Source organism: Halonotius pteroides (assembly GCF_003605635.1).
Classification (GTDB): Archaea; Halobacteriota; Halobacteria; order Halobacteriales; family Haloferacaceae; genus Halonotius; species Halonotius pteroides.
In genome coordinates this window covers 1-21,471 of the sequence record NZ_QMDW01000025.1, presented here as the reverse complement: position 1 = coordinate 21,471, position 21,471 = coordinate 1, and the positions used below count along the sequence as shown (strand labels likewise).

Below are 21,471 nucleotides of genomic sequence, written 5' to 3'. Positions count from 1 at the left end.
GATAGTATGTGTCAATAGCGGTCGGCCGTCTGTAGGCGAGGCTCGGAGAATCCGACCGCTTTTGCTGTGGGGAACACAACGCCGACACACAATGTTACCGAGAGGGACGCTCGGCGGTGCAGGGCTACTTGAGATCGCGGTCTTTCTTGTAACCGTGACCGCAGTTGCTGGTGTGGTCGCCTATCTGTTGTGGCGGCGTGGCGTCATCCCTGTTGAGTGATCTCCACCCGAAAGCCTCCCGTTTGGGTTTCGGATGAGACTATAGCACATGGGTCGATACAAGAACAGCACGGAGACCTGCGGTGGTCGGTATGATACGCGAGGATTGCGGCTAGAACCGTGTTGTCGATGTCAACGACCCCACCCTACTTCGCTCACCCAGTAGGGTTCGCTCGTTGAGGGTGGGGCTTGTCAGTGATCTCGGCCTCTACCCAGCGACAAGCTGGTGTGAGGTGTATCCTCAACTCGGCGTCCGCGATCCTGACTTCAGAGCGTATTGACTGACGCTCCTCCCACGAGGCGGCTGATGACCCCGGAGGAGATACAATTCAGCCACGTTCTTCGCCGCGTTGTAATCTGCGTGATTCTGCTTTCCGCAGCGGCGGCACTCGAAATCGCCGCTGTGACGATTGTTGTCATGGACGAACCCGCACTCATTACACCGTTTCGATGTGTTTCGTGGGTCGAGTGTATCCACAAACAACCCCTCGTACTCGGCTTTGTACTCAACGAAATCTTTGAGATTTCGGAACGCCCACTCCGAGTGCCATTGGGCGAACGGTAAGTCCTCACGGATGTCGCTCAAGTCTTCCAAGATGATCCCAGCGCAGTCATGCTCAAGAGCTTCGTCCACGATCCCGTTCGCTACACTATGCAGGACGTGCTTCACGTACCGATCTTCACGTCCTGACAGTTGCTCAATTGTCCGGTGGGCTGACTGCGTGCCTGTCTCTTGGAGTTCACCACGGATACGCTCACACTCCCGGCGATAGTGGTTCAGTTCCCCGGCATCGAAGAACCGCGCCGTGCTAGTGACGGCGATCTGGTTAACGCCGAAGTCAACACCCAGTACCGCTCCGTACTGCGTCGTTGACTCATCAGCGTCTTGTTTTGGCATTCGATACCCGAGGTGGATGTACCACTCGCCATCCCGATAATGCAGCGTGGACTCAGTGTACTCCCACTCATCATCGGTGAGGTAGTCGTACTGGTAGCCATCCGGGTTCTCCGGAAGTTCGAGATTCGCGTGGACTCTGGAGTGGTCGCCTAGCGTCGTGAGCGTGATCTTCTCTTGGTCGGGAAAGACGGTGAGTGTTCGCCGGTCGAAGACCATCGACCGGCTGGTGAACTGCGGTCGTGTGGCCTTCTTATCCTGTTTTCGACGTTCAATACAGGATTTAATCGCACCTGCGACTTCATGGCAGGCGAGCGTGGCGTGTTGGTCGCCCAGCTCGGTTTGTTGTTTGATCGTGTCTTTGGCGTGATTTCTGACATCGGACTTAGTGTGGCAGGTTTCCCATGCGAGGTCGCTGCCGGTATTGCAGCCGTCGCGCCACTCGTCAATGGTATCGAGGAGCAGTTGCTCATCCTCGGCTGACCGAAGCTCAAGTCGAGTAATGAGCGTGCGACGGTGGTACTCGTCGTCCGACGCCATATATTCAATAAAGCACAAACAGTATTTATATTTTACGGTTAGTCGGCTCCTCCCCTCCCTACTCGCTCCCCTTCGGTCGCTCCTTGAGGAAGGGGACTCCACCTTGCGGTTAATTGAAAAACGAGTGCGGTGAGAGCCCAGAGGTACTGTTGTTACTGTGGTGGATTAACCGAGGGGCTGATGAACTTCTCGGCTGGTCGGGCTTCGTGGGTCTCATCGGCGGCGACAGTACTGAGTTCGTCAGCCCGCCAATCGTAGGCTGTCAACTCATTGCCGTACACACATCCGGTATCAAGGCCGACCGCGTACTCGCGGACGATCGGTGCCGAAAGCACCGTGTGGCCGAAGAAAACGCGTTCGGGGCCACCGTATCGGTCGAACCAAAACGGCGGCTGGTAGCTGGCGTCGGGTACCATCGATCGGACGTTCTGGAGGTCGTCGACTGTGTGATCGGCTCGTGGCTTGCGCGGGTCAACCCCGGCGTGGGTGATCAGCGTCTCCGGCAGCGAGATGACCGCCGGTTGGTCGGCGATCCAATCGAGGTCAGCCTCGGTGAGCGCATCGACGGTCTTCTCGCCGCGAAGGAGTTTCTCCTCGTTGTTGCCGCGAACCGTCAGCATGTTTGGTGCCGATCGAACGAGATCGACGACCCCCTTTGTGTCTGGGCCCTTGCGAACCAGATCGCCAACAAAGATGAGGAGATCCGAGTCGGTGAGCGACAGTCGATCGCAGAGTGTTTCGACGGCCGCACGGCACCCGTGTGGGTCGCCGACAATGTAGATATCGTCCCACGCAGCCGGATCGACGTGTCTGTGTTGGACATCGAACGCCACGGAGCGAGCCATATACCAACAGAAAGCCGTAGACACATGTAAGCACTGGTAAGAGTCCTCTACAGCCCTATATAGTACTCGTGACGGCGGCCAGCCGAGACGGCGGGCCACAAGCCGCTGTTGAACCCGCACGTTTCGGGTGCAACCCTCCGGTCGGCGGCGGGACAGCGTGTGCAGCGTTCCAGATGAACAGACCCACACAAACCTATATAGAGCGCTAAAATATATAGTCGATAAATACTCAAGCTGTTGTTTTTAGCCCTTCCAAAGGGTTAAAACGCCAAACTCTAAATTCAATGTGTGTCAGCGATAGGCCGACAATCACGCCGACAGCGCGCCGATGGGCGGCACCGATGACCGACGAGTCCGGGTCGGAGCCCCCGACCGATGAGTCATCGACACAGGACGGTGACACCCCGGCCGCCGAGCCGACGACACCGGCCGCTGAGAGCCAAAGCGGGGAGGCAGCGACGGCATCGGTGCCAGCAGGCGACGAGCTGCCCACACCGGAGGAACAAGTCGATCTCTCCGCACACGAGTACTATCTAAACCGCGAGCTCTCGGAGCTCGCCTTCCAAGAGCGGGTGCTACATGAGGCCGAAGACGACCGGAACCCGCCGCTGGAGCGACTCCGATTTCTCGCCTACGTTACGAAAAATATCGACGAGTTCTTTATGAAACGTGTTGGCGGGCTGAAACAGCAGATCGAGGCCGGTGTCACCGACCCAACAGTCGACGGGCGAACGCCAGCCGAGCAGTGGAGCGAGGTGCTTGAAACTGTCCGACCGCTGTTTGATCGCCAGACGCGGGCGTGGGAAACCGAGATCGAACCGGCACTCGCCGAGGCGGGCGTGCGGGTTCGCGACTACGAGAGCTTGCCAGCGGAGACACAGGCATCGCTTCGCGAGGAGTTCCGTGAAACAGTGTTGCCGACGCTGACGCCGTTGACGTTCGATCCGGCCCATCCGTTTCCGTTCATCTCAAATCTCTCGTTGTCGCTTGCGGTGTTGACCCGGCGCGACGACGAGGCCGACCCGCAGTTCACCCGGATCAAGGTGCCGGAAAATCACCCGCGGTTGATCGAACTCGACAGTCCGGACGACACCCACGAGTATGTGCTGTTGGAGGACGTGATGGAGGCCAACCTTGATCTCCTGTTGCCGAACGTCGAGATCATCGATGTGTCGACGTTCCGGCTGACGCGCAACGCCGAGGTCGGCCGCAACGAGGAGGTCGCCGAGGATCTGATCGAGGTGATCGAAGACGTTGTCGAAAAACGACGGTTCGCGAACGTCGTCCGGCTTGAGGTGACCGACGATATCCCGGCACGAAGCCTCGAGCTGCTGGCCGAGCAGCTGGATATCGACCGCGAGGCGATCTACTACCGAAGCGGGCCGATCGATTACGAGGATTTCTTTACCCTTGTCGACATCGACCGACCGGATCTCAAGCTGCCGACGTGGTCGCCACAGCCCCACCCACGGCTTGGCACCGACGAGCCGATGAATACGGCCGACAACGCAACAGCGATCTTTTCGGCGATCAAAGACGACGATATCCTCGTCCATCACCCATATCACTCCTTCGAGGACACCGTTCAGCGCTTTCTTGAGACGGCCGCCAGCGACCCGGATGTGCTGGCGATCAAGGTCGCGATCTATCGAACCGCCAGTGACTCGAAGGTGATCCAGAGCCTGATCGAAGCCGCCGAAAACGGCAAGGAGGTTGCGGTCATGGTTGAATTGAAAGCCAGATTCGACGAGCAGAACAACTTAGAGTGGGTGCGCCGTCTCGAAGAGGAGGGGATTCACGTCGCCTACGGCAGCCTTGGGCTCAAAACCCACACCAAAACTGCCCTTGTCGTCCGCGAGGAAGCCGACGGCGTCCGCACCTACTCACACATCGGCACCGGCAACTACAACTCCGAGACCGCCAAGGGGTATGTCGATCTCGGGATGATGACCGCCGACCCGGAGATCGGCCACGACCTTGTGAAGCTGTTTAACTTCTTTACCGGGCCGACACTCGATGAGGAGTTCAAAAAGCTGCTGGTCGCGCCGGTGACGATGCGGACGGAGTTCACCGAGCTGATTCGTCGGGAGCGGGCGTTGGCCGAGGCCGGCGAGGGCGGTCAGATCGTCGCCAAGGTCAACGGGTTGGAGGATCCGGATATCGTCGCCGAGCTGTATCGGGCCGGGATGGCCGGCGTCGACATCGACCTGATTGTTCGCGATATCTGCCGGCTGCGACCGGGGATCGACGGGATCAGCGAAACGATCACCGTCCACTCGGTTGTGGGACGGTTTCTTGAACACTCCCGGATCTTCTATTTCGAAAACGGTGGCGACCCCGAATGGTATCTCGGCAGTGCCGACTGGATGACGCGTAACCTCGACAACCGGGTCGAAGCGGTCACGCCGGTGACCGACGACCGGCTTCGTGGGCAGCTCCGGTTCATGCTTGAGACGATGTTGTCGGACAATCGGCGGCGATGGCTGCTGCAGGCCGACGGCAGCTACCAGCAGGTCTCGCCGAACGAGGGCGAACCGGTGCGGGATACCCAGTCGCTGCTGATGGAGCAGGCCTATCGGACGGCAACCCAAGACGGCGAGTCCGACGCCGACACCGAGCGGTTCATGATCGAACACGGGGCCGGTCGCGTCGGCCACGTCATCGATATGCGACCGACAACCGACGCCGCCAGCACCCGCTGGTCAGTTCGGCCGGGATTGCCCGGCACGAAGCTGTGTTCGCGTGGGGATCGGCGAAAACACGACACGCGGGTGCCGTTTTCGGAGTTTGCTGCCGACCACGAGATTGATCGGGCGCTGTTCGATGGCGACCCACCGGATGCGATCTGTGCGTACTGTTGGCAGGCTGCCGCCGATCAGACAGCCCACGGCACCAACTCGGGTCAATAGTTCGGAGAGACCTATAGAGCCCTCATAGTCGGTTTTACACAGTCGTCCAGCAATGACTGGTGTATGAGCGCACAGATCGCCGAGCGGCACGAGCAGTGTACGGTTGTCGCCGAGTACAACGCATACGGGGCGATGACGCTGCAGTCCTCGCGTGGCAAAACCTACCAGGTCGTCGGTGCCACCAACCGGTGTGTCGCCCGGCAGCTCGCCGCATTGACCGTCGGCGAGGAAACCGCCGTCTCGCTTCGGCAGGCCCCTGGGCGCGGCAACACATGGCGGGCGGTCGCTGTCAGAGCAGCGGAGCCACCGGCCGAGCCGCTCTGAGAGTGTATTGCCGCAAACCGCGCTGTCATTGATACGACGACGGCCCCACACTTATTGGTGACATACTGCAGAGCATTCTGGACGCTTGATTCGGAGTATCGGCCACACCTGGGCGACCATGGCTATAGAGGCCTCAATAGGCCCCATACTTACGCTTATGCGCCAGCGTCGTGTATAGTACACTGCCATGTCTAAGGGGTGTTCCCCGGTTGACAGCTCGACGCCACAGCTCCCGTCAGCGTTCAACGATCTTCGGAGTGCAGTCGCATTACACGACCCAAACACGGGCCGGATCGTCGACGCCAACGAACGGGCAACGGAGTTGTATGGGTATCCAACGGCTGAACTCCAAGAGCTGAAACTCAACGCGCTGAGTGCTAACACATACGGTGAGAGCCGGTACGGTGTTGTGCGTCGGATCCGGTCGGCCGCAAACGGCTCACCACAGACGTTTGAATGGCGGATCAAACGGAAGACCGGACAGCTTCGGTGGGTCGAGATGACCCTCACCGCACATCCACAGAACGATCAGCAGTACGTCCTTGCGGAGGTGAGCGATATCACCGACCACAAACACAACGACCGGCGGATCAGTTTGCTGCAGCGTGTGTTTCGGCACAATCTCCGCAACGAGATCAGCGTGATCGCCGGCTTTGCCGACGAACTGACCGATCCGGCGGCGACAACGCCGGCGGCGACCTGTGCCGACAAGATCAGCACCGCAGCCCGAACCCTCTCTCGGGTCACCGAATCGATGAAACAGATCGAGGCGACGATTACGAGCGATGCCGCCGCCAGAACACGACGATCGGTAGGAGCGGCAGTACGCGATGTCACCGCTGAGGTTCAGGCGGCCTATCCCGCGGCAAACATTGATGTGACCGAAACAACGCCGCTGTGGGTCGATATCAACGAGAGCTTTGATCACGCGCTTCGTCACGCCGTAGAGAATGCCGTCGCACATGCCGGCTGTGAGGCGCCAACGGTCACCGTCGAGATCGATGCGTCACCCAACACCGGCCGGGTTGAGATCCGGATCGACGACGAAGGGCCACCGATCCCGCCGATGGAGCTCGACGCGCTGGACGACCACCAGGAAACGACGCCAACCCGCCATGGCTCCGGCTGTGGGCTGTTCGTCATGAAATGGTGTCTGGAATCCCTTGGCGGCGAGTTGCGGATTGAGCCAGCCAACGAGAGTGGCAACTCGGTGTACTTTTATCTCCCACCAAAATCGCCGCCCGACGACGCCGACTGATCGTCGCTACGCGTCGCCGACAAACGCATCGAACAGCGCGGTTACTCGCCTCTTGATGTCGTCGCGGATCTCCCGAACAGTATCGAGATCCTGCCCGTCGGGGTCGTCAAGCGCCCAGTCGCGCACCTCGACGCTGTCGGCATCGAGTTCGAGCGTCGAACAACCCATTGTGGCGACAACATCACACGCATTCAGTGTCTCGGTCGAAACCGCTTGCGGCGTCCGATCGGAAAGATCGATTCCAACTTCGTCCATCACGGTGACGACCTCCTCGTGGACATGGTCAGCCGGGTGGGTGCCACCGGTGACGATCTCGATGCGGTCATCGAGGCCACGGCGCTCGACTTCGCGCTCGGCGAAGGCGGTTGACATCTGACTGCGGCCGGCGTTTTGGACACAGACAAACCCGAACTGCAATGTCTCGGCGGCGGTTTCAGACATACCAGCGTATCGGAGCCAACTGGTATGAAGATTCGTATGTGAGCTATATAGCAATCAGTAGTTACGGCGACGGGGCGGCCTTCTGGAGGGCGGTTTCGGCGATGTTGCCGCCGTAGTCGGCGGTTCGGGAGACCGAATCAACGATGAGCCCGACCAGCTGGGCGTGGGCAGGATCAAGCTCCCGCAGCAACTCGTCGATCCCGCGGGCCGTCTGGTCGATCTCACGCACCTGCTCGCGCACGTCGTTGGCCAGCCGGGTCGCCTCCTCGCTGTCGTCGGTAAACAACGCGTCCATGCCGCCGTCGATCACCGAGACAACCTCCTCGTGGAGCCCCTCGATGGCAACGAGGACATCCTCGGGAACCTCCTGGTCGATCTCCAAGGTGAGGTGGGCGATCTTCGTTGCGTGGTCGCCGATGCGTTCGAGTTGGCGGGCGCTTGAGTGGTAGTCGAAACAGACCTCCCGCGGCAGGCCAAGTTCCTCGCTGGCTTTGGGGGTTCGGAGCGTCGCCCGGAAGATGCGGGAGACGACCATCCAGAGGCGATCAACGTCGTCGTCGCGCTGGATCACGTCGTGAGCGAGATCGCGATCAAGATCGCGGAGCGCGAGCAGCGCGTCTTCCAGCATCGAGGCGGCGATCAGCCGCATCCGGGTGACGGCGTTGTGGATCGATAGCTCCGAGGAGTCAAGCAGATCGCGGATAACGATCTCGTCTTTCGTCTCCTCTAACACCTCAAGGCCGACGAGGCTCTGGGTTGCCTCGCGGATCAGTCCACGTTGGTCGTTGGTGATCCGACCGCTTTCGAGAACGATCACGTCGAAGCCGCTGACGTACATCGTCATCACCGCCCGAACCAACTGGGTGTCTTCAAGATTAGTGATGTCCAATGTTCCCTCTGTTTGGTCGTCACCACCTACCGGCGTCATGAACAGCGAGTCACCCTCGGGATAGAACTCGACGGTGCTGCCCGCGCTCACGTCGTTGTCGTTCGCCCACGTTTTTGGGATCGAGACGGTGTATGTCGAGCCGCCGGTCACCTGCACTTTCCGCGTCTCCATATTCATGTCATGGTGTGTAGAACTGGCTAATAAATCCATTCATATATTTATATCTCTGTCACACAACGTACCCCGGAAATCACCGTTGCTACCACAGTTACCACCGATATAGTCTCTGCAACACGTAATATATACAAGTGATAAACAGCCACACACATATATTATATACTTCTATCAAGCAACCAGTATATCTGCGCCACGCGAGTGGTATCTCCAGTATGTAATGAAAATAGTGCATATAACGGCTATATTTTGGGATAAACTGACGTAAAATAAACAACAGTTAGTTGATAGCCTGCCGCTGACACCCGATATTGGGGGTGCGTATATGTAGGACGCGAACAAGTATATATACTATATACCAAACAGTAGTAATGCATAGATCTATTAGCACGCTTTTTATTGTCGGTTGCACCACGGATATGTGATGGCATCTGACCAGACGGGAGAAAAACGGCGAATCACACGGAGAGCAACACTCGCGGGGATCGCTGGTGCCGGGACAGTTGCTGTTGCCGGCTGTTCCAGCAGTACAAGCAGCGACAGTAGCGGCGGCGATGAAAGCGGTGGCGACACCGAAAGCGGCGATGGCGGCAGCGAAAGCGCGGCAACGAGTCCACTCGAATCCGGTGGCTCCTCGACGGTGTACCCGATCGCCAACTCGGCCGCCTCCTACTGGAACGCCAACCGGCCAGCATCCGATTCTGAATACTGGCCACACGGCGAGTACGACATTGACACCGACAAAAACCTCGCTGACTACTGGGCTGGCCTCTATGGGTTCGAAGCGGGCGACGACGGTGATTCCCCGTTCCAGTTTACCGTTGGCCTCTCACACTCCGGAACCGGTGTCGAGAAGGTTCGAGACGGGAAAAACGACATCGGCAACTCCTCAGGCAACGTTGAGGACGAGCTCCCGGATCGAGACTCATACGAGAGCTTCGCCGACCACGTTGTCGGTGTCGACGGCCAGCCGCTTGTTGTCTCCCAAGAGATCGCCGACGCCGGGCTCGAACAGATCACCGGCGATCAGCTCAAGGATCTCTACAAAGGCGAGATTAGCAACTGGCAGGAGATCAACAGCGACCTTCCAGATCGTGAGGTACAGGTGCTCGCTCGCGTGAAAGGCTCCGGTACCCGAACCTCCTTCGTCTCGAACGTCTTCGGCAACCCCGAGGAGGACACCTCCGTCGCCAACCGCTACGGCCAAAACCAACGCCTCGCCTCGGCGATCGCCGAAGCCGACAACGCGATCAGCTACCTTGCGTTGGCGTTTATCGACACCGACGGGCTTGCACCGGTCGCCTTAGAGTGGCAAGGGACGACCTATGAGTATCAGGCGTCGGAAAACGGTCTGGATGCCACCGAGTACCCACTGTCGCGCGACCTCCACATGTACACATGGGAAGGCACCTCGAAAAAAGAGGCTGCCGTCCTCAACATGATCCTCTCTGACTTCGGGCAGGATACCTTCGTCGCGCCGAACAACTACTTCCGACTCAGCGAATCGCGGCGTGAGGAAGAGCGCAACAAGCTGCCGGAGCAGACGCCGGTATAAATCCCCCACCTCGAAGCGTCGATTCGCCTCAGACAATCGAAAAGGAAAAACCACCCCACACCCGTTTATTCCGTTACCAACCGCATGTTACACCAAGTTTGGGTTGACGTACAACACACACTGTTTGGAACCGATGAAGCTGAAGGATCACGGCTCGCGGTTGGTGCGTCGGCAGGCATGTTGCTGGCGACGATCGGTGCGTTCCTGTTTGCACCAGCCGCTGCCCTCCCCGCGTTAGCCGGCTTCGTTATCATCACCACGATCGGGTGGGTCACATACCAAGGCGCGATCGCACGCTTGCTGACACTGCTTGCGACCGTCCTGACCGTTCTCACCGTGTTTCTTATCACCGTTTTCTTGTTCGTAAGCGCGCTGCCGGCGTTCACTGAGCACGGAAGCGGCCTACTACTTCTCCCCGCTGAGAGTGGTGAACCACGCTGGTTCTTCTGGCTCGAAGCCGTGCTCCCGACGGCTGAGACGTTCTGGAACCCACTCAGCGGTGCCTACTCGCTGATCCCCGCGATATGGGCGACGGTGATCGTCACGTTCATCGCCGGCGCGGTCGCCATCCCGCTTGGGCTCTTTGGCGCGCTGTTTATCGCTGAGGTTGCCGACGATCGGCTCAGAGAGATCATCAAACCCGGCGTTGAGGTGTTGGCCGGGATCCCCTCGATCGTCTACGGCTTCATCGGGTTTGCGGTGCTCAACAGCTTTATTCAGGGGTCGTTTCTCGACGACGGCGCGAGCTTCCTGATCGCCGGCATCGTCGTCGGGATTATGGCGTTGCCGACGATCGTTTCGGTCGGCGAGGATGCCCTTTCATCGGTGCCGGATGCCATGGGTGATGGGGCGGTTGCGATGGGCGCGACCGAATGGCAAAAGATGAAGAGCATCTCGATCCCCGCGGCGTTTTCGGGCATCTCTGCGGCGGTCATTCTTGGCTTGGGCCGGGCGATCGGTGAGACGATGGCGGTCGCGGCGATCATGGCCGCCGGGGTCGGTTTTGCGGACCCGTTGTTCGATGTCTTCGATGCGAGCGCGACGCTGACGAGTCTGATCGCGGTCAACTACGGCAGTGCCTCCGAGAGCACACTCGATGTCTTGTTCGTCGCTGGCGTGATGCTGTTCGTGATCGTCGCCGGGATGAGCATCGTCTCACAGTATATTGAACGACAGATGAAACAGAAACTCAAAGGGCAATCATGAGCGAGGCATACGCACACGACACCGCACTGGTCACCGAGGGCTCGACCAGCTACGACCGCCTTGTCGACGGGGCGATCGCACTCAGCATCGTTGCCTTCGCGACAACCCTGCTGGCACTCGTCGAGCTCGTCCCGTTGGGCACAGCCGGGGCGACACTCGGCAACTACTTTCTGACACTCTTTGTGGCCGTGAGTGGTGGCGTCGGTCTGACAGCCGGCGCGTCGTGGGCAAACGTTGTCTCAGTCACCTCACAGCGCGTCCGCGGCGTCGCCGGCGGATTGCTCGTCGCGACCGGGGGCCTGACAGCGGTGGCCTATCTGACAACGGTCACGTTGGCAACCCTCCTTGGATTCGTACTCATCGGCCAAGCACTCATTATCGGCGGGGCTGGCATCAGCTCACGACTGGATATTATCGACACCGAGCCCGACGCCAGTGCTGGCTTACTCGCCGGTGGGGCCTTCGCCGTTATCGGGGCCGCGATCGGCGGTGCCCTCGGCGGGACGGTAATCGGCTTTGACTCGATCGCGTGGCTGGTGTTTCCGATTGTCGTCGGTGTCGGGCTGGCGGTGCTCACCATCGTCCCGCGTGAGGATCTTGGCTCAACGATCCCGGTCGGGCTCGTGGTTGGCACCCTCGGCGTCGTCGTGGCAACGGCGGCCATCGGGGTCGGCTGGCAGTGGAACCCAGAAACGCTCGACGGCGGGTTTACCGGCGGCGTGGTCATCCCGCTGTTTGCCGCATTTGGGGCACTCATCTCCGCGTGGGCAGCGGCCAAATGCCGAGCCGGGTTTGGCGCGCCGGGCCGAGAGTACGGCGCGTTTCTGATCATCAATCTCAACGCCCTGCTGATGGTCGTAACGATGGTGTCGATTGTGTTGTTTGTCCTAACGCGCGGGGCCACCTACGCGACACGCGGTTTAACGACGAGCGCGCTCACCCTGTTGGTACTGCTGGTGCCGCTGTTGGCGCTTGCTACGGAGTTTGCTCGCAGCCGGGTCGGCGGCGGCGAGTGGAACCGGACGGTTCGGCTGGTGACCCAGATCGCCCCGCTTGCGACCCTCGGAGCGGTGGCGGCGGTGATCACCACCGTGCTCATCACCGGCAATCCGATCGAATACGGCTTCAACTACCAGATCCTCCAAAATCGGAATCTTATCCCGAGAGAGACCGCGATCACGATCACCCCGAACCCGGAGGTCGGTGCGGTGATTCTCGCGGTCGTGGCGTCGGTCATGTGGATCGCGCTGTTCAGAAACTACGGGTCGCTTCGCAACGTCGGTGCTGCGTTCCCCCGCGCCGAGTCAGTCCGACAGCTCGTTCCGGTCGCTGTCGCAGGGATGGCCGCACTCATCGGGGGCGTCCTCCTTGTCGGGCCAACGCCAGCTGGCGTTCCGCTGGGATCGGTCGTCGGCGTCGGCGTTGTCGCGGCCGGCACGCTTGCCGCAGTTGGCCTCGCCGCGTTGCCTGTTGCTGGCGTCGCAACCACCAACGGGTCGATCGCCGACCGAACGCAGGCCAGCGCGCCACTGTTTACGCTGGGTGTCTTCGGCGGGCTTGCCGTGTTGACAGCGGCACTCCTCCTCCAGCCAGTCACCGGGCACACACCCGGTATCGCCGGGGTTGATCTCGTCGCGGTCGGCGCGCTGTTCGCGACCCTCGCGTGTGGGCTTGCAGCCGGTGTGAGTGCGTACGCACGGCGTACCACAACCGAAACACTCCAAGATCGGCTACTCGGCGAGGAAACGATCCTCGGGCTCACCGGGGCGGCAGGCTTTATCGCCCTGCTTGGTCTGCATGTCCTCGCCACCGGCTCCGGGTTCACGGTGCTTGGCGTGTCGGTGACAACCGAGGGGACGCTCTCGTGGCCGATGATCCTCCAGCCGTATATCCCGCTTGGGGCGGAACCCGGTGGGATTATGCCGGCCGTCGTCGGCACCGTCTGGCTTGTGATCGGCGCGACGCTGTTTGCCGTCCCGCTGGGGATCGGCGCGGCGGTGTTCCTCACGGAGTACGCCGAACAGGGTCGGTTCACCGCGGTTGTCGAGATCGCCACGAACGCGCTGTGGAGCACGCCGAGTATTGTCTTCGGGCTGTTTGGAGCCGCGTTCATCATCCCCCGTCTCGGCGGGAATGAGTCGCTGCTGGCCGGGATGTTGGTGTTAGGATTTATGTTGTTGCCGTTGGTGTTGATCACTAGCCGAGAATCAATCAAGGCTGTACCCGACGAGTATCGTGATGCGAGTGCGGCCCTCGGTGTCTCCCAATGGGAAACAATCAAAAGCGTCGTTCTGCCAGCAGCGATGCCAGGGGTGATCACCGGCGGGATCCTCGGGATCGGCCGGATCGCCGGCGAAACCGCGCCGCTGATCCTCGTGTTGGGCTCGACGCTGAACGCTACCGAATCGGTGAACGTGCTGCAAGGATTCCAGTTTGTGGCCGAACCCCCGTTTATTATCAACGATCAGTTGCTCGCCGCCTCGGCCTCGCTGCCGACGCAGGTGTGGGCCGTGATCGCCGCTGGGGTGTCAGGCTCACCACAGATGGGCTGGGCCTCGGCGGCGATCCTCCTTTCGGTCGTCCTGACGTTCTATGCCATCGGTATTACCGCACGAACGTACTTCAGGAGAAAGCTAAACTATGAGTGAAACAGACATAACGCCGGACACTGGGAGCACAGCAACAACAACGACAGCGGGCGAAAGCGACGAGCAAGCCCGTGATGCGTGGACAGAGTACCGCGCAGCTGGTGAAACAAAGCTCTCGGTGGAGGATATCAACGTGTGGTACGGCGATGATCACGCGCTGAAGGACGTATCGATGGATATCCCCGAGGAGTCGGTGACAGCGTTGATCGGCCCCTCCGGCTGTGGGAAATCAACGTTCCTCCGCTGTCTGAACCGGATGAACGACCGGATCAAGGCCGCCCGCGTCGAGGGCTCCGTCGAGGTCGGCGGCACCGAGATCTACCATCCGGACGCCAACCTCGTTGAGTTGCGCAAGCGGATCGGGATGGTGTTTCAGTCACCAAACCCGTTCCCGAAGTCGATTCGTGAGAACATCTCCTATGGGCCACGAAAACACGGGGAGATCGAGAAGGGGCTGCTCGCCCGGCTGTTCGGCCGCGACGACACCGAGGCCGAAGCCGAGCTTGTCGAGCGCGCGCTCAAACAGGCTGCCCTGTGGGATGAGGTCAACGACCGCCTCGATGACAACGCTCTCGGGCTCTCGGGTGGGCAACAACAGCGGCTCTGTATCGCCCGCTGTCTGGCAGTCGACCCCGACGTGATCCTGATGGACGAGCCGGCTTCCGCGCTTGACCCGATCGCCACCTCGAAGATCGAGGATCTCGTCGAGGAACTCGCCAAGGAGTACACCGTCGTCATCGTCACCCACAACATGCAGCAGGCCGCCCGCATCTCCGATCAGACCGCGGTCTTCCTCACCGGCGGGGAGCTCATCGAGTACGACGACACCGAGAAGATCTTCGAAAACCCAGAGAGCCAACGCGTCGAGGACTACATCACCGGCAAGTTTGGATAACCCGCGATGTCGCGGAACCAGTACGACGAACGGCTCACCACCCTTCGCACCGACGTTGTCCTGCTGGCCGAAACCGTACTGGAGCGATACGAGGACGCCGTTGACGCGATGACAGCCGGCGACACCCGGCGAGCCGACCAGATTATCCGACAGGACGACGAGATCAACAGTCGGTATCTTGCACTTGAACAGGAGTGCACAACGCTGATCGCCCGTCGACAACCCGTTGCCAGCGAGCTCCGATTGGTGACCGCCTCATTCAAGATCCTCACTGACCTCGAACGCATCGCCGACCTCGCGGTGAATCTCGCTGGCCGAACGGAGTATGGTACCACCGAACTTCACAACGCGATCGATATCCGAACGCTTGGGATGACCGCCGCGGAGATGGTCGCAAACGCCGTCAACGCATACGAAACCGAGACCAGCGACGCCTGTCGGGCGGTCGCCGAAACCGACACCGGGTTAGATGCGGACTGTGAGACAGCGAACAAACGACTCATTCGAGAGCTTATCGCCGAACGGACGGCTGACAGCCACGACGAGCGAGAGCTGGCGGCCACGGTCGATAGGACAACACGGGCACTGCTCACCGTCCGCGATATCGAGCGCGTCGGCGACCACGCGGTCAACATCGCCGCCAGGACGCTGTATATGATCGACAGCAACGACGAGCTGCTGTACTGAAACCGAGAGAAAATCCTTTCCCGTCAGCACCCACCCTTGCTGGTATGCCACGCAACGAGTATCAATCACAACTCGCGGAACTTCGTGAGGATGTGGTCGCGATGAGCGAAACCGTCGCTGAGCGACTGGAGATGGGGCTGACCGCACTGGAAACAAACGACGAAGCGCTCGCCAGAACCGTGATCGAGGGCGACGACGAGATCAACCAACTGTACCTAGATCTCGAACAGCAGTGTACGGATCTGATCGCCCTCCAACAGCCCGTCGCTGGCGATCTTCGGTTTATTGCCGCCTCGTTTAAGATTATCACCGACCTCGAGCGCATCGCCGACCTCGCGACCAACCTTGGGGAGTACGCTGAAGCCGCCGATAACGATGTCTTCCCGAGTGTCGACATTCAGGGCCTCGGCGAAATGACCTTAGAGATGTTGGCGGACTCAATGGCCGCCTACGCCGACGATGATCGGGAGCTCTGTTATGCGGTCAACGACCGTGACGACGAACTCGACACGGAGTGTGAGATCGCCAGCGACACCGTCGTCCGCGAGCTGATCGAAGGCGAGGAGATGGCCGACGAGGAGATTGAGACGTTTATGGAGGATGTCTCGCGGCTCCTGTTGACGATCCGAGATCTCGAGCGCGTCGGCGATCACACGGTTAACATCGCCGCCCGCGCGCTGTATATGATCGACAACAACGATGAGTTGATCTACTGATCGCCATCGCAATCTTCTATTACCCGACGACCACAGTTTCAGTCGGTGTCAGAAACCGATTCTGACGGCGACATCGACGCTGTCGCGGACGCATCCGCCCCATCGTCGTCAACAACTCGACTTGTCCAGGTGCCACGCAGGAAGTACGCGCCAACCGCCGCCGCCATAAGAACATTTGAGCCAGCCTCGCCGTACCAGATCCCGCTCGCCCCCCAGTCAAGCGGCACCGCCAAGACGTAGGCGATCAGCGACCGGAGCACGATGTAGCCGAGAAACGCAAACAGGAGTGCCAGCCGGGTGCGACCGCTGCCACGGAAACCACCCTGAATAACGTAGAAACCGCCGAGAAAAACGTAGGTGGCACCGACAACCCGAAGATACTCAGCCCCGACAGCGATCACCGCTACCGAGCCGGTGCCGGTCACAAAGATATCGATGACAGCACCAGCGAAGACGTAGACCACCACACTCAGAACCGCAAAGGCGGCGACAACGAGGCCAAGAGCGGCCCGAACCCCCTCGACCGCGCGATCACGCTGATTCGCCCCAAGGTTCTGGCCGACGACCGTTTCGACGCCGCGGGCTAAGCCGAGGGCAGGCAGGACAACCATCGAGGTGACCCGTGTCCCAATGCCGTAGGCGGCGACAGCCTCGACGCTTGTGATCGCCACCAACGCGGTGAGAATCGTTACGCTGAGAGCCTTCGTGCTGACCTCAAGGCTGGCCGGAACGCCGATCCGAAACAGCTTCCTGATCGTCTCACGCTCCGGGAGGAAGTCAGTACGGACGAGTTCGATGCCGACCCGCCCAGAGAGCAACAGCCAGATCCCGATAGCCGCGCCGATCCCGCGGGTGAGGATCGTGGCGATAGCCGCCCCTTGGACGCCAAAACCGGTGAAGCCGGTCAGCTCAAACAGTGTCGCCTCCAGCGATTCAAGCCCAACCCACGAAAACAGAACGTTGTCCTGAAAGCCGAGGATGAAAAACGGGTCGGCGATGACGTTGAGCCCGACGCCGAGAGCCATCAGATACAGCGGTGTGCGGGTATCGCCCCACCCCTGCAGCAGCGATTGGAAGACGAAGAAGCTGAAGACAAACGGGATGCCGAGAAACATCGTCCGGGTGTAGTCGACGGCCATCACGTACTCGGTTGTCCCCGCCACCGCCCCGACCAATCCCAGAAGCGTGGGTGCGAAAACGTACCCAACTACCGAGAAGAGAACCGAGACGGCGACAACAAGCGAGATCGTCTGGCCGGCGACATGGCCAACACGATCGGTGTTACCCGCACCCTTGTTTTGGGCGACCAACACCGTCCCCGCGACCGAAAAACCAAGCGAGAGGCTGATCACGAGAAAGACAATCGCCCACGAGAACGACAGCGCCGACACCGCCGGCTGACCGAGGCGGCCAACCCAGAAGGTATCCGCGAGATTGTAGCCGACCTGCAGGAGGTTCGTGAGCACGATCGGCACCGAAAGGATGACCAACGGCTTCAGCAGCGCGCCATCGGTGACATTGACGGCCCGATCGCGTCCCGACTGACTCATCGGGCCCCCGTCTGCGTCGGCCCAACGCCGACGCTGGCCGGCGGCGACAGAAGCGATGCTCCCGGCGGGGCCGAGCAGCGTGGCCACACATGGCTATCGGTGGGAGGCTCTCGCAACGAACACGACATACCGATATTTAGAACGGTGGACGGTTACCGGTTCCGCTCGGTTGGTGGCCAGTTCTCGTGGCGACGAGAGGATCAGTTGTAGTGGTCTTTGAGATACGCCGAGATCTCGCCGCTGTCAGCGATGTAGCCGTCCGGTAGCTCGTCGTCGACAAGGGCGGGAATACCGCGTTGTCCGGTGACGGATGCAAGCTCATCACGCTCGTCTTTCTCATCCGGAACGATGATCTCCTCGTAGTCGACGGACAACACGTCAAGCACACGACGAACACGTTTCGAGTACGGACAGTCTGGTCGATCGTAGAGGGTGAACTCTGTCATCACTCTGTATTTGACTGCTCAAATATTATACCTACCTCGGCTGTGTAGCGTCGTCGCATCACCGGCAGCGAGGGGGTGACCACCCGCCGATCACGACGGCCGCCGGAGGCGTTTCAGCCTGTAATACCGCCTGAACAATCATCGCAAACAGGGTTATAGACGTGGAACGCGTCTAGTTGAGTATGAAACAAACACCCTCCACGGAGCAGTCAGCGGTGTTACGGAAGACTGTCCTGTTCTGTCAGGGTTGTGAGTATCACGCCCCAACAACCGGTTCCTGGGTCATCCACGAGAAAGCCAGCTGTGAAGTCTATGAGTGTCCGCACTGCCGAGAGACCGTCACCGTCAGAGATCGCATGGATTAGTTGTTGTTGGCCCACTCGTGGGCAGCCGCCTGTAACTCCTTATCACGATCAGATTCGATCCGAAGCTCCGGCACCGGTGCCGGTGTCCCGTTTTCATCGATTGCAACAAAAACAAAGACGCTCGCGGTCGTCAGTTCGCGCTCGCCGGTACGGGGTTGTTCCCGATAGGCCCGCAGTCGAACCTTCACGCTCGTCTTCCCATGCTCGAACACGTAGGCCTCGATGACGGCGGTATCACCCTGCGGGATCGGCCGCTCAAAGTTCATCCGATTGATGCTGGCGGTCACACAGGGTTCACCGGCAAACCGCATCGCCGACAGCGCGCCGGTCTGATCCATCCACTTCATGACGTTGCCACCGTGGGCGGTCTCGTAGTTGTTGGTGTGGTTGGGTTGGATTCGGTGGCGGTTCTCGATGTAGGTCTCTTCGATCGTTGGCATACTCACAGCGAGTGCGCCAGGACGGAAAACAGTGGCTCACAACAAAATACCGCAATCAACACAGGCGTGTCAGTCGGCTGCAGCCTCTTCGAGCGGTTCAACGTCAAGACAGCCGCAGGCGTCACGTTCCGGATCGAAGCAGTCGGGACACTCGGATCGACGGTCGATAATCGTGTCCAGTCGCTCGGCGACGGTGCCGTCGATGACCGGTTCAAGTTCGCGGGCCTCTTCACGGAAATCCTCGACATCAAGCACGTTGATCAGGAACCGCTCGATGATGCAGTAGGTCTGCAGCGCGTCACGCGCTTGGACGATCCCATCGTCGGTCAGGGAGACGCCTTTGTACTTCTCGTGTTCGGCAAGGCCACGCGCTTCGAGTTTGCCGATCATCTCGTTTGCACTGGCGGGGCTGACATCAAGCATCTCGGCGACTCGACCCGTAGCGGCGGGGCTGTTGTCCTCCTGTTGGATGAGGTAGATCGCCTTGAGGTATTGGTCAGCCGTATTCATCGGTTGGGCTCCGGTTCGGTGGGGGCGGTCACAACTAGTTGTTTGGGACTCATTCGCGTTGCTCCATAACCGTAGTGATTGTTTCGACGGCGTCGCGTTCGGCATCTCGAAGCTCTCGAAGCACCGACAGCAAATGCGCTTTGTCGACGGTGAATGTGGTCTCGCTGGCTTCGATCGCGTCGATCATATCCTCGTAGAACTTGTAGCCGGTTTCTTCGTTGCAGAGTTGGTCGTAAAGCACCCCATCGAAGTCATCCGGTTTTGTCTGCCCATAGCTGGCATCGACAAGCGCGTTGATCTCATCGAAGGGGATGCTGTCGGCTGCAAGGCCGGAGATAAGCGTGGTAAGTCTGTCACGGCGGGCCGCGGATCGCTCGGCGGCCTCGGCCAGCAACGACTCCAACGCCGCATCTGGCTCCGGTAACGACTCACGGTGATTGTTGGCACGGGATTCGGTCACTTCCTCAAGCACGATGCCGATCTGCAGCAGTCGTGCGAGTTGCTGATCGGAATCGACACGCTGTCGTAAGCTCATTGATTGTCGCCCCGTACAGCCGATAATCGCATACCTACTACTGGCCAGTGGGCAAACTTACCGTTTTCCCTTTTTCAGCGCCAACAGCCACGCAAAACGGGCGTTATGACGCTACCCAAAACCGCGCTGTCGATGCGCGGTCAGCAATCTTGGGTGTGATGGTTAGTCGAGCCGTTCGATGATCAGCTCTGAGAGGTCATCGCGGAACTCCTCGACATCGATCTCCTCGAACACCGGCACGAAAAAGCCCTCAACAAGCATGTTGCGGGCCGTGTTCGGATCGATCGACCGAGAGGTCATATACAGCATGTCCTCCGCATCGACCTGTCCCACGGTTGCCGAGTGGCTGGCCTCGGTGTCGTGGTTGTTGATGATCAGCTTCGGCGAGGCGTCAGCCTCGGACTCGTCGGACAGCATGAGCGTGTTCTCCCGCTGATAGGAGTTTGTGTTCCACGCGCTGTCGCCGACATCCTGTACACCCTCGTACACCGAGCGCGCAACGTCGTCGAGGACGCCACGGGTGACGAGGTCGGCGGTCGTGTTCTCGTTTTCGTGCCAGACACGAGCGTTGACATCGAGGTGCTGATCCTCGTGGCCGAAGAACGCACCAACGATCTTGCTCTCGGAGGCCTCGCCAGCGAGGGTAGTTTCGACATCCGACCGGGTGAGTCGTGAGCCGATGTTGCCCTCGATCCAGTCGGCGGTGGCGTAGGTGTCAGTCTCGGCGTGTTTACGGGTTACGTGGTAGGTACCCTCGTCGAGGTTCTGGAGTGAGCCGTACTGCACGTAGCTGTTCTCGCCGGCAACGACCTCGACGGTGTTGCTGAAGTAGCGGTCGCCGTCGGTCTCATCACCAGACTCAATCGATTCGAGGATGGTCGCCGACGCCGACTGCTCGGTGATGACTAAGGTGTGGCTGAACAGCGATCGGGAGTTCATCTCCGCGCGGATCGTCACGTCTGCAGCGTCGACACCCTCCGGTACGTAGACGACAGTACCGGTCGTGAACAGCGCGGCCGACAGCGCGGTGAGATAGTTCCGTTCGGGGTCGACGGTTGATCCGAAGTGCTCCTTGACGAGTTCCTCGTGTTCCGCAAGGGCATCCGCAAACGAGAGGACAGTCGCGCCATCAACGTCGCTCCGCTCGGTTGCATCCGACTGGTTGTCGGGATCAACAAGCGACTCGAAGTCCAGTGATTCGAGATCAGTCCAGCGACGGCCGGGTGTCTGGATGACATCCGGGAGGTCAAGCTCGTCGAGTGCCGCAAGCGCGGCGAGTCGCTGTTCGAGGAGCCAGTCTGGCTCGTCGCGTGCCGCGGAGATCTCTTCGACCGTCTCCTCGGAGAGTGTCGTTGGAACCTGAACACTCATCCGAGCGAGCCCTCCATCTCAAGCTCAACGAGGCGGTTCAGTTCGACCGCATA

Annotated in this window: 21 protein-coding genes; 11 read left to right on the top strand and 10 right to left on the bottom strand. The window is 60.0% G+C overall.

Translation table 11 applies throughout. From position 1 onward, the window contains the following. The first annotated feature begins 91 nt into the window (after positions 1 to 91). Positions 92 to 220 carry a hypothetical protein gene (locus tag DP106_RS16430; RefSeq protein ID WP_276310092.1) on the top strand — a complete coding sequence of 43 codons (129 nt, stop codon included), beginning with the start codon at positions 92 to 94 and terminating at the stop codon, positions 218 to 220. A 240-nt stretch (positions 221 to 460) separates the two neighbouring features. On the opposite strand, the gene DP106_RS13015 is transcribed toward DP106_RS16430, so the two are convergent. Together DP106_RS13015 and DP106_RS13010 are read right to left on the bottom strand one after the other, a co-directional pair. Beyond that, positions 461 to 1,654 carry an RNA-guided endonuclease InsQ/TnpB family protein gene (locus DP106_RS13015; RefSeq protein ID WP_120085967.1) on the bottom strand — a complete coding sequence of 398 codons (1,194 nt, stop codon included), beginning with the start codon at positions 1,652 to 1,654 and terminating at the stop codon, positions 461 to 463. A 152-nt stretch (positions 1,655 to 1,806) separates the two neighbouring features. Next, a complete protein-coding gene (locus tag DP106_RS13010) occupies positions 1,807 to 2,499 on the bottom strand; it encodes a metallophosphoesterase family protein (RefSeq protein WP_120085965.1) in 693 nt (230 codons plus the stop codon). Positions 2,500 to 2,840: 341 nt separating this feature from the next. Between DP106_RS13010 and ppk1 the strand changes: the two genes are divergently transcribed. From ppk1 to DP106_RS12995, 3 genes are all read left to right on the top strand, one after another. Next, positions 2,841 to 5,408 (top strand): polyphosphate kinase 1, encoded by a 2,568-nt coding sequence (gene ppk1, locus DP106_RS13005; protein ID WP_120085963.1) that lies wholly within the window; start codon positions 2,841 to 2,843, stop codon positions 5,406 to 5,408. A 63-nt stretch (positions 5,409 to 5,471) separates the two neighbouring features. Then, a complete protein-coding gene (locus DP106_RS13000; RefSeq protein ID WP_120085961.1) occupies positions 5,472 to 5,732 on the top strand; it encodes a hypothetical protein in 261 nt (86 codons plus the stop codon). Positions 5,733 to 5,919: 187 nt separating this feature from the next. Beyond that, complete coding sequence (locus DP106_RS12995) at positions 5,920 to 6,990, top strand: PAS domain-containing sensor histidine kinase (RefSeq protein ID WP_120085959.1); 1,071 nt, start codon at positions 5,920 to 5,922, stop codon at positions 6,988 to 6,990. 6 nt (positions 6,991 to 6,996) lie between these two features. Here the strand turns inward: DP106_RS12995 and DP106_RS12990 are convergent, their stop codons facing one another. Then, entirely contained in the window at positions 6,997 to 7,431 is a 435-nt protein-coding gene (locus DP106_RS12990) for a low molecular weight phosphatase family protein (protein WP_120085957.1), read from the bottom strand. A gap of 61 nt (positions 7,432 to 7,492) precedes the next feature. Beyond that, positions 7,493 to 8,491: a phosphate signaling complex PhoU family protein gene (locus DP106_RS12985; RefSeq protein WP_120085955.1), complete on the bottom strand. Its 999-nt coding sequence runs from the start codon at positions 8,489 to 8,491 to the stop codon at positions 7,493 to 7,495. Positions 8,492 to 8,918: 427 nt separating this feature from the next. On the opposite strand from DP106_RS12985, the gene DP106_RS12980 reads away from it, so the two are divergent. The 6 genes from DP106_RS12980 (at position 8,919) to phoU (DP106_RS12955) (ending at position 16,201) form a co-directional block, all read left to right on the top strand. Beyond that, a complete protein-coding gene (locus DP106_RS12980) occupies positions 8,919 to 10,049 on the top strand; it encodes a PstS family phosphate ABC transporter substrate-binding protein (RefSeq protein WP_120085953.1) in 1,131 nt (376 codons plus the stop codon). 84 nt (positions 10,050 to 10,133) lie between these two features. Further along, a complete protein-coding gene (gene pstC / locus DP106_RS12975; RefSeq protein WP_120085951.1) occupies positions 10,134 to 11,255 on the top strand; it encodes a phosphate ABC transporter permease subunit PstC in 1,122 nt (373 codons plus the stop codon). Then, the gene (pstA, locus tag DP106_RS16580; RefSeq protein WP_120085950.1) at positions 11,252 to 13,903 is read left to right on the top strand and encodes a phosphate ABC transporter permease PstA; all 2,652 of its coding nucleotides are present in this window, start codon (positions 11,252 to 11,254) and stop codon (positions 13,901 to 13,903) included. The genes pstC and pstA overlap by 4 nt, the downstream gene beginning before the upstream one ends. Beyond that, positions 13,896 to 14,798, top strand: a complete 903-nt coding sequence (gene pstB / locus DP106_RS12965) for a phosphate ABC transporter ATP-binding protein PstB (RefSeq protein WP_120085948.1) — start codon at positions 13,896 to 13,898, stop codon at positions 14,796 to 14,798. The genes pstA and pstB overlap by 8 nt, the downstream gene beginning before the upstream one ends. 6 nt (positions 14,799 to 14,804) lie before the next feature. Then, entirely contained in the window at positions 14,805 to 15,485 is a 681-nt protein-coding gene (gene phoU / locus DP106_RS12960) for a phosphate signaling complex protein PhoU (RefSeq protein ID WP_120085946.1), read from the top strand. Positions 15,486 to 15,529: 44 nt separating this feature from the next. After that, a complete protein-coding gene (phoU, locus tag DP106_RS12955; protein ID WP_120085945.1) occupies positions 15,530 to 16,201 on the top strand; it encodes a phosphate signaling complex protein PhoU in 672 nt (223 codons plus the stop codon). A gap of 38 nt (positions 16,202 to 16,239) precedes the next feature. Here phoU (DP106_RS12955) and DP106_RS12950 read toward each other — a convergent pair whose 3' ends face one another. Together DP106_RS12950 and DP106_RS12945 are read right to left on the bottom strand one after the other, a co-directional pair. Next, positions 16,240 to 17,751 (bottom strand): MATE family efflux transporter, encoded by a 1,512-nt coding sequence (locus DP106_RS12950; RefSeq protein ID WP_120085997.1) that lies wholly within the window; start codon positions 17,749 to 17,751, stop codon positions 16,240 to 16,242. Between the two features lie 200 nt (positions 17,752 to 17,951). Further along, a complete protein-coding gene (locus DP106_RS12945; protein WP_120085943.1) occupies positions 17,952 to 18,197 on the bottom strand; it encodes a glutaredoxin family protein in 246 nt (81 codons plus the stop codon). Between the two features lie 182 nt (positions 18,198 to 18,379). Here DP106_RS12945 and DP106_RS15550 point away from each other — a divergent pair, with 182 nt between their 5' ends. Next, positions 18,380 to 18,562 (top strand): hypothetical protein, encoded by a 183-nt coding sequence (locus tag DP106_RS15550; protein WP_133305147.1) that lies wholly within the window; start codon positions 18,380 to 18,382, stop codon positions 18,560 to 18,562. On the opposite strand, the gene DP106_RS12940 is transcribed toward DP106_RS15550, so the two are convergent. The 4 genes from DP106_RS12940 to sufD all read right to left on the bottom strand — a co-directional run bounded on the left by DP106_RS12940 (position 18,559) and on the right by sufD (position 21,418). Then, positions 18,559 to 19,002, bottom strand: a complete 444-nt coding sequence (locus DP106_RS12940; RefSeq protein ID WP_120085942.1) for an acyl-CoA thioesterase — start codon at positions 19,000 to 19,002, stop codon at positions 18,559 to 18,561. The two genes, DP106_RS15550 and DP106_RS12940, sit on opposite strands and share 4 nt — an antisense overlap. Before the next feature lie 69 nt (positions 19,003 to 19,071). Beyond that, complete coding sequence (locus tag DP106_RS12935; protein ID WP_120085940.1) at positions 19,072 to 19,512, bottom strand: metal-dependent transcriptional regulator; 441 nt, start codon at positions 19,510 to 19,512, stop codon at positions 19,072 to 19,074. Positions 19,513 to 19,561: 49 nt separating this feature from the next. Next, complete coding sequence (locus DP106_RS12930) at positions 19,562 to 20,047, bottom strand: ferritin-like domain-containing protein (RefSeq protein ID WP_120085938.1); 486 nt, start codon at positions 20,045 to 20,047, stop codon at positions 19,562 to 19,564. A gap of 162 nt (positions 20,048 to 20,209) precedes the next feature. Further along, positions 20,210 to 21,418: a Fe-S cluster assembly protein SufD gene (gene sufD, locus DP106_RS12925; RefSeq protein WP_120085936.1), complete on the bottom strand. Its 1,209-nt coding sequence runs from the start codon at positions 21,416 to 21,418 to the stop codon at positions 20,210 to 20,212. Positions 21,419 to 21,471 lie beyond the last annotated feature (53 nt).